This is a genomic window from Streptomyces sp. NRRL B-24085 (genome assembly GCF_001282115.1).
Lineage (GTDB): Bacteria > Actinomycetota > Actinomycetes > Streptomycetales > Streptomycetaceae > Streptomyces.
In genome coordinates this window covers 1-12,300 of record NZ_LJBR01000553.1, presented here as the reverse complement: position 1 = coordinate 12,300, position 12,300 = coordinate 1, and the positions used below count along the sequence as shown (strand labels likewise).

Genomic DNA, 12,300 nt, shown 5'->3' with positions numbered 1-12,300 from the left:
TCCACCTCTCGGCGCAGTGAGCCAGGAGCCCCCATCCGCCGTCCACCCCTCAGCACAGGTGAGCCAAGAGCCCGTCACCACCGCCGTCACCCTAGTCGCGTGTCAGTGACAGCAGGTCTCTTGCCGGGCCCACCGGGCGGTGGCCCGTGGGCCAGACCGCTCGCAGGTCGCGGGCCAGGGACACCCCGGCCACCGGCACCCGCACCAGCCGTCGCATCGACAGCTCCTCGCCGACCGCCAGTTCGCTCAGTACGGCCGGGCCCGCGCCGCCGACCGCCGCCGCCTTCACCGCCGTGGTGGAGGAGAGCTCGATCAGGGGACGGGCCAGGCCGCCGAGGGCCGCGTCCAGGACCTGGCGGGTGCCGGAGCCCTTCTCGCGGAGGATCAGCGGGGTCTCGGCCAGTTCGGCGGCTTCCAGGGGGCGCCGGCGGCGGGCCCAGACGTGCCCGGGTGCGGTCACCACGATCAGGTGGTCATGGGCTATCACCACCGAGTCCAGCCCCGACGGGACCGTCAGGCCCTCCACGAAGCCGAGGTCCGCCTCGTCGGACAGCAGGCGTTCCGCGACCGTCGCCGAGTTCCCCGCGTGCAGCGACACCGCCGTGTCAGGGCGCCCCGCGCGCAGGGCGAGCAGCCACCCCGGCAGCAGGTACTCCGCGATCGTCATGCTCGCCGCCACCCGCAGCCGGGAGTCCCGGCGCACCCGCAGCGCCTGTGCCCCGGCGTCGAAGGCCTCCGCGGCCTCCACGATCCGCCGCGCCCAGTCGGTCACCAGCGCCCCCGCGTCCGTGAGCCGGGAGCCGCGGGGCGAGCGGTCGACGAGGGCGACCCCCAGCTGGCGTTCCATCGAGCGGATCCGGCTGCTCGCCGCCGGCTGGGTGATGCCAAGCTCCCGGGCCGCCCCGCCCAGGCTCCCCAGCCGCGCCACGGCCAGCAGCAGCTCCAGCGCGCCCAGATCCGGCACCCGGTGGGACAGTCCCCCGCTCACCGCCGCCCCGTGCTCCTCCACACCGCTCATAAAGACAGCTTATGCCCTCATAGCTCCGTACTCCCTGGTCGCGGCCCTCCCCGGACGGCACCGTGGAGACATGGTCACCGCCGTCCGTCACCTCGGGCCGAACTGGTACGCCGCCGTCATGGGCACCGCGATCGTCGCCACCGCCGGCGTCGCGCTCCCCGTGCACCTCCCCGGCCTGCGCACGATCTGCGCCACCGTCTGGCTGCTGTCCCTCGTCCTGCTGCTCGCCCTCCTCGGCGCCCGCGCCCTGCACTGGCGCCACCACGCCGACCAGGCCCGCGCCCACCTCCTCGACCCCGCCACGGCCCCCTTCTACGGCTGCCTCGCCATGGCCCTGCTGGCCGTCGGCGGCGGTGCCCTCACCGTCGGCCGGGACTGGATCGGTACCACGGCCGCGGTCGCGCTCGACGCCGTGCTGTTCACCGCGGGCACGGCCGTGGGTCTCGCGGCCGCCGTCGCCGTGCCGTACCTCATGGCCGTACGGCAGAAGGCCGAGCCGGGGCAGGTCACGCCGGTGTGGCTGCTCCCCCTGGTCGCGCCCATGGTGTCGGCCGCCCTCGGGCCGCTCCTCGTGCCGCACCTCCCCGCCGGCGAGCCCCGCGAGACCCTCCTGCTCGGCTGCTTCGCGCTGTTCGGGCTCAGCCTGCTCGCCACCCTGCTGATGCTGCCGCTCGTCTTCGCCCGGACCGTCACCGGCGGCCCGCTCCCCCTCGCCCTGACCCCGACCCTCTTCCTGGTGCTCGGCCCGCTCGGCCAGTCCACCACCGCGGCCGGCAAGTTCGCGGACGTGGCCCCCGGTGTCGTCCCGGCCCCCTACAGCGAGGGCTTCGGCGTCCTCGCGGTCCTGTACGGGGTCCCCGTGATGGGGTTCGCCCTGCTGTGGCTGGCGCTCGCCGCCGCGCACGTGGTCCGCGCCCGCCGGCACGGGATGCGGTTCGCGATGACCTGGTGGGCCTTCACCTTCCCGGTCGGCACCTGTGTCACGGGCGCCGAGGCGCTGGCCCGGCACACGGGGCTCGTCGGCTACGACTGGCTCGCCACAGGTCTCTACGCCGCTCTCGTCGCCGCCTGGGCAACGGCCGCCGTGCACACCGTGCGCGGGCTCGTCAGCGGAGCGCTGCTCGCAGGGCCTCGCCCAGTGCCCGTGGTGCTTCGGCCAGCGACGGCCCGTACCACGTCAGGTGCCGTCCGCTGACGAGCGCACAGGGCAGACCGGGGAAGGCCTCGGGTCCGTCGTCGGGGGTGAAGCGGTACGGCTCGTCGGGCAGGACGACCACGTCCGGGGCCGCCGCCCGCAGCTCGTCCAGGGGGACGCGCGGATAGCGGTCCGCGTGGGTGGCGTACACGTGGTCGACGCCGAGGCGGGAGAGCACGTCGCCCGCGAAGGTGTCCCGGCCCAGTACCATCCACGGCCGCCGCCAGATCGGCACGACCGCCGTGGCCCGGCGCGACGGGGGTTCGAGCGCGGACCACGCCTCCTCGGCCCGGTCCAGCCAGCGCGGCCGTACGGCACCGCACGCCCCGACGACCCGGTCCAGCTCCCGGAAGGCCTGCGGGACATCGCGGACCTCGGTCACCAGGACCTCCAGGCCCGCCGCGCGCAGGGCGGCGAGATCCGGCTCCCGGTTCTCCTCCTCGTTGGCGATCACCAGGTCGGGGGCGAGGGCGGTGATCCGGTCGAGCTTGGGGTTCTTGGTGCCGCCGACGCGGGTGACGTCGAGGTCGGCCGGGTGGGTGCACCAGTCGGTGGCGCCGACCAGGGCGCCGGGGGCCGAGCGGGCGATCGCCTCGGTGAGCGAGGGGACCAGGGAGACGACCCTCACTGCCGGGGCCGGTCCTGGAGCGCCTCGACGTGTTCGGCCACGGCGACGACGATCACGCGGGTGTCGGCCACGGTCGCCCGCCAGCGGTGCCGCACCCCGCCGGTCAGGTACAGAGTGTCGCCGCGACCCAGCCGGTACGCGCGGCCCTCGGCCTCGACGTCCACCGCGCCGTCGGCGACGTACATCAACTGGTCGTTGCGGTACTGGAATTCGCGCCCCGCGTCGTGGTCGCCGGTGAACTCCTGGGCGTGCATCTGGTGGTGACCGCGCACCAGCGAGCGCATCCGGGGTTCACAGCCCGGCTCCGGGCCCTCGGCGTGCACGACGTCGACGCTGCACGCCGGGTCGGCGGCGGCGAGGAGTTCGACGGCCGTGGTGCGCAGGGCGTCGGCGACCTTCTCCAGGGAGCTGCGGCTGGGACGGGCGCGTTCGTTCTCGATCTGGCTCAGGAAGGGGACCGAGAGGCCGCTGCGCTCGGCGACGACGGCGAGGGTGAGCTCCAGCGCGCGGCGCCGGCGGCGCACGGCCGCGCCGACCCGAAGGGGCTGTTCTTTGTGGTCGCCCATGGCTCCGGCTCCCTCCTTCGCTCGTCGGTCCTCGGACACGTCCCCTGATGAGTTGTCTGCACCCTACGCATGTTCGGCAAACCGTTTCATGCGGCCGTCACATCGATGTCATACGGCGTGCGACCGTACCTCACGATTCGCGCCAGCCGAACGGCCCCCCGGAAACAGCCGGGGGGCCGGGTTTCGGTCACCCGTCCGTCGCGGACCGCTCAAGTCCCCTCGTCGGCATCGGAGTTCGGGCGATGACGTAGCTCTATGTGGTTGGCCGGATCCTTACCGTGGTCCCGGGGCGGTCATGACGGGGTCATCCGCCCGACCATCTCCGGGTGCTCCTTCAGCCAGGCGGCGACCGCCCGCTCCTCGTGCCCCTGGCCGTACCTGTTGATCTCGCTCTCCAGGGTACCGAGCTCGTCCTCACTCATATGGAAACCCTTGATCCACTTGGTGAGCTGGGGGTACTGCCCGGGGAAGTCCTCGTGGGCGATGGTGCGGATCGTGTTGCCCTCGCCGAAGAGCTTCCTGTCGTCCTTGAGCTTGGTCAGGTCGTACCGGCTGTACGCCCAGTGCGGGGACCACAGGACGACGGCGACGGGCTGCTTCCTGGCGTAGGCCCGCTTGAGCTCGGCCAGCATGGCGGGGGTGGAGCCGTCGACGACCTCGTACTCCTTGTCGAGGCCGTAGCCCGGCAGCACCTTGTTCTTGAGGAGGTCCATCTCGCCGGTGCCCGGCTCGATGCCGATGATCCTCCCGTCGAACAGGTCCGCCTTGCCCTTGAGGTCCTCGTACGTCCGCACGCCCTTGACGTACGAGGGGACCGCGACCTCCAGCGAGGTCGGCTCGTACCAGGTGCCGAGGTCGGCGAGTCGGTCCTTGCTCTGGTCCCAGTAGTTCTTCTGGGCGTACGGCAGCCAGGCGTCGAAGTTGAGGTCCAGGTCGCCGGAGGCGAGGCCGGTGTAGACCGGGCCGACGTCCATCTGCTTGAGGTTCAGCCGGTAGCCGCGCTTCTCCAGGACGTTCTTCCAGAGGTAGGTGACGGCGATGTCCTCGTCCCAGGGGAACCAGGCCACGTTGACGGGACGCTCGGTCTCCGCCGCCGTCTTCTGGACGGGGGCCAGCTTGTCGACCAGGCCGGGGTGCTGCTTCAGCCAGGTACGGACGGCGTCCTGCTGCCTGCCCTTGCCGGCCTTGTTGATCTCGGCCTCCAGGCTGGTGAGCTGCTTCTCGTCCAGCTCGAAGTTCTTCAGCCACCCGCCGACGACCGGGTTCTCCTCGGCGAAGCCCTTGCGGGCCACCGTGTGGATGTCGTCGCCCGAGCCCCAGGCGCCCTTGGGGTCCTTGAGCTTCTTCAGGTCGTAGTCGTTGTACGCCCAGTGCGGCGACCAGAGCGGGACGACGATCGGGGCCTTCCGGTCGTACGCCCGCTTCAGCTCGGCCAGCATGGCGGGGGTGGAGCTGTCGACGACCTCGTACTCCTTGTCGAGGCCGTACGCCTTCAGGACCTTGCTCTTGAGCAGGGCCGTCTCACCGGCGCTGGACTCGATGCCGGTGATCTTCCCGCCGAACCGCGCGCCCTTGCCCTTGAGGTCGGCCAGGGTGTTGACGTCCTTCAGGTACGCCGGGACGGTCAGTTCCAGGGACGTCCTGTCGTACCAGGCGCCGAGGTCGTCGAGCTTGCTGCCGTACTTCTTCCAGTACTGCTCGTGGGTGGTGGGCAGCCAGGCGCCGGTCATGAAGTCGGCGTTGCCGGAGGCGACGGAGGTGTAGAGGGGGCCCGCGTCGAACTGCTTGGCGTCCACCTGGTAGCCGCGTTCCTCCAGGATCTCCTTCCAGAGGAAGGTGGAGGCGACGCCGTCGTCCCAGGGGACGTACCCGATGCTGATCTTCTTGCCCTGGCCGACGTCCTTGCCGGACACGGCCGTGGCCTCGCCCGAGGTGCCGCCGAAGATTCCCATGCCGCCCGCGACGAGGGCGAGGACGACGACGCCGATCACGGCGACCTGGGGGCGGGGGCGGTAGGACCAGATCCGGAGGCCCTGGCTCGCGCGGGCCTTGGCGGCGGCGCGGCGGCCCAGCGGGGAGACCTGGGTGCCGAGCGCGCTGGTCATGCGGTCGAGGTAGATCGCGAGGATCACGATGGCGACACCGGCCTCGGAGCCGAGGCCCACGTCGAGCTGGCCGATGGCCTCGTTGACGTCGCCGCCGAGGCCGCCGGTGCCGACCATGCCGGCGATCGCGGCCATGGACAGGCCGAGCATGATGACCTGGTTGACGCCGGCCATCACGGTGGGCAGCGCCAGCGGGAGCTGGACGCGCAGGAGGGTGTCGCGCGGGGTGGTGCCGAACGCCTCGGCCGCCTCCACGAGCTCCTTGTCGACCTGCCGGATGCCCAGCTCGGTCATGCGGACGCCGGGGGCGAGAGCGAAGATCAGGGTGGCCACGATGCCGGCGGAGGCGCCGGTGCCGAAGAACAGGATCGCCGGGATGAGGTAGATCATCGCGGGCAGCGTCTGCATGAAGTCCAGGACGGGGCGCACGAAGCCGCTGACCCGGTTCGAGCGGGCCGCCCAGATGCCCACGGGCACGGCTATGGCCAGCGCGATGATCGTGGCGACGAGGACCAGTGAGAGGGTCGTCATCGCGTCCTCCCACAGTTCGAGGGAGTCGATGAAGGCGAACCCCGCGAAGGTGAGGACACCGGCCAGGGTGCCGCGCAGCCAGAACGCGATCACGGCGAAGATGCCCGCGAGCAGCAGGGGCCGGGGCGCCTGGAGGACGGCGTCGATGCCGTCGTAGGTGCCGGTGAAGACGGTCTTCAGGAAGTCGAAGAGCCAGGACACGTGGGTGAGCAGCCAGTCGACGGTGTCGTTGACCCGGTCGCCGAGCGGGATCCTAGGCATGGGCCACCTCCGCGTCGGCGAGGAAGCCGACCAGGCGGTCCTGCGGGACCACGCCGACGAGCCGGTGCTCGTCGTCGAGGACGGCCACCGGGTGGGTCGACCGGGCGCTCATCGCGCACAGTTCGGTGAACGGCGTGTCGGGCGTCGCGGTCTCGCAGTCGCCCGTGCAGCCGCAGGCGGCCTCGTCGCCGCTCACGTCGGTGTCCATGACGGCGGACGCGGTCAGGACGCGGGAGCGGTCGACGTCCTTGGTGAAGGAGGCGACGTAGTCGTCGGCGGGCCGCACGAGGATGTCCTCCGCACTGCCGGTCTGGACGATCCGGCCGTCGCGCATGACGGCGATCCGGTCGCCGAGCCGCATGGCCTCGTTGAGGTCGTGGGTGATGAAGACGATGGTCTTCTTCAGGGTCCTCTGGAGGCTGAGGAGCTGGTCCTGCATGTCCCGGCGGATCAGCGGGTCGAGCGCGCTGAAGGACTCGTCCATGAGGAGCAGGTCGGCGTCGGTGGCGAGGGCGCGGGCCAGGCCGACGCGCTGCTGCATGCCGCCGGAGAGCTCGTCGGGCCAGGACTTCTCCCAGCCCTTGAGGCCGCACAGCTCCAGGGCCTCGGCGGCCCGCTCGACGCGCTCGGCCTTGGGGACGCCCTGCACGGCGAGGCCGTAGGCGGCGTTCTCCAGGACGCTGCGGTGCGGGAAGAGCGCGAAGTGCTGGAAGACCATGCTGATCTTCTGGGCTCGTACGGCGCGCAGTTCGCGGTCGGTGAGCGCGGTGAGGTCCTGGCCGTCGAAGCGGACGTGGCCCGCGGTGGGCTCCAGGAGGCCGTTGAGCATGCGCAGCAGGGTGGACTTGCCGGAGCCGGACAGGCCCATCACCACGAAGATCTGACCGGGGTCCACGGTGAAGGAGGCGTCGATCACCGCCGCGGTGGTGCCCTCCGCGCGCAGTCCCTCCCGGTCGGCGCCCTCGCGCAGCCTCTCGACCGCCTCGTGCGGCCGTCTCCCGAAGACCTTGTAGAGCTGCTCTGCCTCAAGCCGTGATGACACGCGTACCTCTTGTCTCTTGACCACTGGGTGGGAGACGAAGGGTCGCGAACAGTTGAAGATGCAACCTGCCTCGCTCCGAGGCCGCGCCTGCCCATGTGCCTCCGGGTCAAACACACCGGTCTGCCGGTTCACAGGACGCTCACACCGCCGAACGAGTCAAGCGGCGACGGCCGCTGTCGGTGCCGTACGGCATGATGCGAGGCGTGACCGGACGACTGATGCTCCTCGACACCGCCTCGCTCTACTTCCGTGCCTACTTCGGCGTGCCGGAGTCGGTGAAGGCCCCGGACGGCACGCCGGTGAACGCCGTGCGCGGCCTTCTCGAATTCATCGACCGCCTGGTCAAGGACCACCACCCCGACGAGCTCGTGGCCTGCATGGACGCCGACTGGCGGCCCCAGTGGCGGGTCGACCTCATCCCCTCCTACAAGGCGCACCGCGTCGCCGAGGAGCGCGAGAGCGGCCCGGACGAGGAGGAGGTGCCGGACACCCTGTCGCCGCAGGTGCCGGTCATCGAGGCCGTTCTCGACGCGCTCGGCATCGCGCGCGTGGGGGTCGCCGGGTACGAGGCGGACGACGTGATCGGCACGTTCACCGCGCGGGCGACGGGCCCGGTCGACATCGTCACCGGCGACCGCGACCTGTACCAACTGGTGGACGACGAGCGCCGGGTGCGGGTGCTGTACCCCCTCAAGGGCGTCGGCTCGCTCCAGCTCACCGACGAGGCGTGGCTGCGCGAGAAGTATGGCGTCGACGGCCGTGGGTACGCGGATCTGGCGCTGCTGCGCGGCGACCCGAGCGACGGTCTTCCGGGGGTGCCCGGGATCGGCGAGAAGACGGCGGCCAAGCTGCTGGCCGAGTTCGGCGACCTGGCCGGGATCATGGCCGCGGTCGACGACCCGAAGGCGAAGCTCACGCCGTCGCAGCGCAAGCGGCTGGACGAGTCGCGGCCGTACGTGGCCGTGGCGCCGAAGGTCGTGCGGGTGGCCGCTGACGTTCCGCTGCCGACGGTGGAGACGGCGGTTCCGCGCGCGCCGCGCGACCCCGCGGCGCTGGAGAAGCTGGCAGAGCGATGGGGACTGGGTGGATCGTTGCAGCGACTGGTGGCGACGCTCGGCGCGTAAATATTGCCCTCGCTTTCCACGAGTGGCATGCCATCGCCAGGGGGGCTGATGCTAACTTAGGTAAGCCTAAGCGTAGGGAACAGGGAGGCCGCCATGGCAGAAGGACCCGGACGCAAGCCGCGGAGGGCCCACTCCGCACAGGTGGTCCGCACCGAACGCCTCACCCCGCACATGCAGCGCGTGGTGCTCGGCGGCGAGGGACTCGCCGAGTTCGCGGCGGACACCTGCACCGACCACTACGTCAAGATCCTGTTCCCGGCCGAGGGCGTGACCTACCCCGAGCCCTTCGACATGCAGCGGATCCGCGAGGAGTTCCCGCGCGAGCAGTGGCCCGTGACGCGCACGTACACCGTGCGCCACTGGGACCCCGAACACCGCGAGCTCACCGTGGACTTCGTGATCCACGGCGACGAGGGGCTGGCCGGCCCCTGGGCGGTGCGGGTCCAGCCCGGTGAGACCGTGCGTTTCATGGGCCCGGGCGGCGCCTACGCCCCCGCCCTCGACGCCGACTGGCATCTGCTCGCCGGCGACGAGAGCGCCCTGCCCGCGATCGCCCGCTCCCTGGAGTCCCTGCCCGACGGCACTCGGGCGCACGCCTTCATCGAGGTCTCCGGGCCCGAGGAGGAGCAGAAGATCGACTCCGACGTGGAGGTCGTCTGGCTGCACCGCGGCTCCCGTCCGGTCGGCGAGGCCCTGGTGGAGGCCGTGCGCGCGCTGGAGTTCCCGGAGGGCCGGCTGTGCGCGTTCGTGCACGGCGAGGCGCACTTCGTGAAGCAGCTCCGCCATCTGCTGCGGGTCGAACGCGCGATCCCGCGCGAGGACCTGTCCATCTCCGGCTACTGGCGCCTGGGCCACAACGAGGACGGCTGGCAGGCCTCCAAGCGGGACTGGAACGCGCGCATCGAGGCGGAGCAGGAAGGCGCGGCGCCCGCCGCCTAGGCATACGTCGGTGAGAGGGGCGGCACCCGCGAAGGTGCCGCCCCTCTCGCCGTGTCCGGCAGGCGTCACACCGACCGCTGGTACGACCGGAACGTCCGGATCGACAGCCACACCGCGACGACCGCGAGCCCGAGCAGCGCTCCCCCGCGGCTCAGCACCAGTCCCGGGTCGGGATCGGCCGACAGAGCCGAACGTCCCGCCACCATCGCCCAGTTCAGCGGGTTGAAGTCGGCGATGTGCCGCATCCAGGAGGGCATCTGCGAGGGCGCCATGAAGGCACTGGACAGGAAGGTGAGCGGAAGCAGCAGGAAGGTGTTGATCCCGATGATCGACTCACGCTCCCGCACCAGCATGCCGAGCGCGTTGGACAGCGCCCCGAAGACGGTGCCCAGCAGGACCGCGACGAGCACCAGGACCGCGACGCCGGCGGTCCCGCCCGGGTAGTCGGCCCCGCCCAGCAGCCCGAGCAGCACGATGACCACCGACTGGAAGGCGGTGACCAGCCCGTTGTTGACGACGTTGCCGTTCATCAGCGCGGCCCGGCTGACCGGAGTGGTCAGGAAGCGGTCCAGGGTGCCGCGCTGGATCTCGTCCAGGGTGGTCATCCCCGCCCACATGTTGGAGCTGAGCGCGCTCATCACGACCACGCCCGGGACGAGGTAGTCGAGGTACGAGGTGGTGCCGAAGCCGCCCAGCTCGACGACCTTCCGGAAGAGGCTGCCGAACAGGAACAGCCAGATCACCGGCTGGACCAGGGTGATGATCGCGTACGCGGGTTGCCGTACGAACACCATGAGTTGACGTTGCGTCATGTACCAGGTCTGGGAGACGGCCATGCTCATCGCGCACCCACCAGGTCCTCGGCCTCGGAGTAACGGCGGCCCGCGTAGCGCAGGTAGACGTCGTCCAGGGACGGGCGGGCGACGGTGGCGGTGGCGACGACGACCCCGGCCCGCTCCAGCGCGGCGAGCAGGGCGGGTACGGCCGCCGCCCCGTCGTCGGCACGGACGCTGACGCGGTGTCCGTCGGCCTGCACCTCGTGCACTCCGGGCACCTGGCGCAGGGTGCCGGTCAGCAGGGTGCGCCCGGCGTCGCCGAGCGGCTCGCGCAGCTCCACATGGACGGCGTCGCCCCGGAGTTCGCCCTTGAGCGCGTCCGGGGTGCCCTCGACGACGATCCGGCCGCGGTCGACGACCGCGACCCGTTCGGCGAGCCGGTCGGCCTCTTCGAGGTAGTGCGTGGTGAGCAGGATCGTCAGCCCTTCCTCCCCCGCGAGCCGGCCGATCTCGTCCCACATCGCGGTGCGGGCCTCCGGGTCGAGACCGGTGGTGGGCTCGTCGAGGAAGAGCACCTCGGGCCGGTGCACCAGACCGAGGGCGACGTCGAGCCGGCGACGCATGCCGCCGGAGTAGCCCTTGACCGGACGCCGGGCGGCCTCGGTGAGCGTGAACCGGTCGAGGAGCTCGTCCACCCGCTGTTCGAGGGCGGCGCCCTTCAGGCCGTGGAGCCTGCCCTGGAGCCGGAGGTTCTCGCGGCCGGTGGCGACCGGGTCGGCGCCGGAGCCCTGGGCGACCACGCCGATGGCCCGCCGGACCCGGTCCGGGTGGCGCAGCACGTCATGGCCGGCGACGGTGGCCGAGCCGGAGTCGGGGCGGGCCAGGGTGGTGAGGATCTTGACGGTGGTGGACTTGCCGGCGCCGTTCGGGCCGAGCAGCCCGAAGACGCTGCCGCGTTCGACGACGAGGTCGACGCCGTCGAGGGCGGTGACCTCACCGCCGTAGGTCTTGATCAGTCGACGCGCCTCGATCGCGGGCGCACGGGTGTTCATGGCAGGTGCCCTCCTGGGTCTCCTGGCTGAGCGGACGACAACTGATCCGCGTGAGGAGCACCGGGCTATCCTGGGTGTGCCGCACCTCGATCGCCTGGATGTGCCCTCATGGGCGGATTCAGTTCGGGGTTCGAGGCCCCGGCGGGCTGCTGCAACAGCCGTGCCGGGGCCTGTTCATGTTCCTGTTCAGGTCACGGATCTCGTCATGGCCCTCCGGGTTCCGGCCGGTGGAACGTCTTCCATTCCTCGATGCCGGGCAGCGTGCCCTTCCTGAGCTCGTCGAGGAAGCCGCGGACCCATTCCGCCTCCGCCTCGACCATGTGGAGCTGGTACTCGCTCTCCACGAGGAAGAGCCGGGGCAGCGTCTCGTAGAGCTTCTCCAGCGCGCCCCGGCCGCTCGCGATCCGCACCTCCAGGGCGTCGAGCCGCTCCTCCAGCAGTGGCACCACCTCGTCGGGGTGGAGCACGGCGAGCAGGGACAGCGCGGTCTCGAAGATCGGGTACTCCTTGGCCGGGAAGGCGACCAGGTCCGACATCCACTCGGTGGTCTCCTGGCGTCCGGCCGCGGTGATGCCGTAGACGGTCCGCTCGGGCCGGTTGCCCTGCCGCTGCACGTCCGTGACCTCGACGAACCCATGGGTTTCGAGGTTCTGCACGACCGTGTAGAGCGAGCCGTAGTTGATCTTCGTACTGGAGTCCTTGCCCTGGCGGCGCAGGGTCTGGGCGATCTCGTAGGGATGCATGGGCTTCTGCCACAGCGTCGCCAGCACGGCGAGCGCCAGGGGGTTGCGGAGCTTGCGACGCCGCACGACCGTTCACCTCGCATCCGAATATCCGGCGCCGAACATATCGCGACCTGCGTCAGCCGGTCAACACACACGACATATCGCGTTCCTGTCCCATCGTGACGGCGTGAGCACTTGGGCCCAGCCCCGACACGACCCCGTCATGCACCGGAAACAGCACCTCCCTAATTTCTGTCGCCCGACAGGAATTCGCGCCCAAGGCAGGTGCCGCCGTGACGACGACCAGCCCCTCCGACGTCCGTCCCGATCCCCCGCAC

The 12,300-nt window shown here is 71.2% G+C and carries 11 protein-coding genes; 3 read left to right on the top strand and 8 right to left on the bottom strand.

Annotation, left to right across the window (positions count from 1 at the left end; genetic code table 11):
- Window positions 1-91: 91 nt before the first annotated feature.
- Entirely contained in the window at window positions 92-1,018 is a 927-nt protein-coding gene (locus AOJ26_RS39260; RefSeq protein ID WP_053853124.1) for a LysR family transcriptional regulator, read from the bottom strand.
- 70 nt (window positions 1,019-1,088) lie between these two features.
- On the opposite strand from AOJ26_RS39260, the gene AOJ26_RS39255 reads away from it, so the two are divergent.
- A complete protein-coding gene (locus AOJ26_RS39255) occupies window positions 1,089-2,213 on the top strand; it encodes a TDT family transporter (RefSeq protein WP_053853123.1) in 1,125 nt (374 codons plus the stop codon).
- Here AOJ26_RS39255 and AOJ26_RS39250 read toward each other — a convergent pair.
- The 4 genes from AOJ26_RS39250 to AOJ26_RS39235 form a co-directional block, all read right to left on the bottom strand.
- A complete protein-coding gene (locus AOJ26_RS39250; RefSeq protein WP_053853122.1) occupies window positions 2,125-2,841 on the bottom strand; it encodes a helical backbone metal receptor in 717 nt (238 codons plus the stop codon). The two genes, AOJ26_RS39255 and AOJ26_RS39250, sit on opposite strands and share 89 nt — an antisense overlap.
- Window positions 2,838-3,407 (bottom strand): helix-turn-helix domain-containing protein, encoded by a 570-nt coding sequence (locus AOJ26_RS39245; protein WP_053853121.1) that lies wholly within the window; start codon window positions 3,405-3,407, stop codon window positions 2,838-2,840. Before AOJ26_RS39245 ends, AOJ26_RS39250 begins: the two co-directional genes overlap by 4 nt.
- Before the next feature lie 293 nt (window positions 3,408-3,700).
- Window positions 3,701-6,304: an ABC transporter permease/substrate binding protein gene (locus AOJ26_RS39240; protein ID WP_053853120.1), complete on the bottom strand. Its 2,604-nt coding sequence runs from the start codon at window positions 6,302-6,304 to the stop codon at window positions 3,701-3,703.
- A complete protein-coding gene (locus AOJ26_RS39235; protein ID WP_053853119.1) occupies window positions 6,297-7,346 on the bottom strand; it encodes a quaternary amine ABC transporter ATP-binding protein in 1,050 nt (349 codons plus the stop codon). The genes AOJ26_RS39240 and AOJ26_RS39235 overlap by 8 nt, the downstream gene beginning before the upstream one ends.
- Window positions 7,347-7,540: 194 nt before the next feature.
- On the opposite strand from AOJ26_RS39235, the gene AOJ26_RS39230 reads away from it, so the two are divergent.
- Both AOJ26_RS39230 and AOJ26_RS39225 read left to right on the top strand, forming a co-directional pair.
- Complete coding sequence (locus AOJ26_RS39230; protein WP_234358791.1) at window positions 7,541-8,470, top strand: 5'-3' exonuclease; 930 nt, start codon at window positions 7,541-7,543, stop codon at window positions 8,468-8,470.
- Between the two features lie 93 nt (window positions 8,471-8,563).
- Window positions 8,564-9,409, top strand: coding sequence for a siderophore-interacting protein (locus AOJ26_RS39225; RefSeq protein WP_053853117.1), 846 nt, complete (start codon window positions 8,564-8,566; stop codon window positions 9,407-9,409).
- 65 nt (window positions 9,410-9,474) lie between these two features.
- On the opposite strand, the gene AOJ26_RS39220 is transcribed toward AOJ26_RS39225, so the two are convergent.
- From AOJ26_RS39220 to AOJ26_RS39210, 3 genes are all read right to left on the bottom strand, one after another.
- Window positions 9,475-10,251: an ABC transporter permease gene (locus tag AOJ26_RS39220; RefSeq protein WP_053853116.1), complete on the bottom strand. Its 777-nt coding sequence runs from the start codon at window positions 10,249-10,251 to the stop codon at window positions 9,475-9,477.
- The gene (locus tag AOJ26_RS39215) at window positions 10,248-11,237 is read right to left on the bottom strand and encodes an ATP-binding cassette domain-containing protein (protein ID WP_053853115.1); all 990 of its coding nucleotides are present in this window, start codon (window positions 11,235-11,237) and stop codon (window positions 10,248-10,250) included. The genes AOJ26_RS39220 and AOJ26_RS39215 overlap by 4 nt, the downstream gene beginning before the upstream one ends.
- 203 nt (window positions 11,238-11,440) lie before the next feature.
- Entirely contained in the window at window positions 11,441-12,046 is a 606-nt protein-coding gene (locus AOJ26_RS39210) for a PadR family transcriptional regulator (RefSeq protein WP_053853114.1), read from the bottom strand.
- Window positions 12,047-12,300 lie beyond the last annotated feature (254 nt).

Coding starts and splice junctions, on each gene's coding strand:
- AOJ26_RS39215 (WP_053853115.1), bottom strand. CDS start 11,237: ATGAACACCCGTGCGCCCGCGATCGAGGCGCGTCGACTGATCAAGACC.
- AOJ26_RS39245 (WP_053853121.1), bottom strand. CDS start 3,407: ATGGGCGACCACAAAGAACAGCCCCTTCGGGTCGGCGCGGCCGTGCGC.
- AOJ26_RS39230 (WP_234358791.1), top strand. CDS start 7,541: ATGCGAGGCGTGACCGGACGACTGATGCTCCTCGACACCGCCTCGCTC.
- AOJ26_RS39240 (WP_053853120.1), bottom strand. CDS start 6,304: ATGCCTAGGATCCCGCTCGGCGACCGGGTCAACGACACCGTCGACTGG.
- AOJ26_RS39225 (WP_053853117.1), top strand. CDS start 8,564: ATGGCAGAAGGACCCGGACGCAAGCCGCGGAGGGCCCACTCCGCACAG.
- AOJ26_RS39220 (WP_053853116.1), bottom strand. CDS start 10,251: ATGAGCATGGCCGTCTCCCAGACCTGGTACATGACGCAACGTCAACTC.
- AOJ26_RS39255 (WP_053853123.1), top strand. CDS start 1,089: ATGGTCACCGCCGTCCGTCACCTCGGGCCGAACTGGTACGCCGCCGTC.
- AOJ26_RS39260 (WP_053853124.1), bottom strand. CDS start 1,018: ATGAGCGGTGTGGAGGAGCACGGGGCGGCGGTGAGCGGGGGACTGTCC.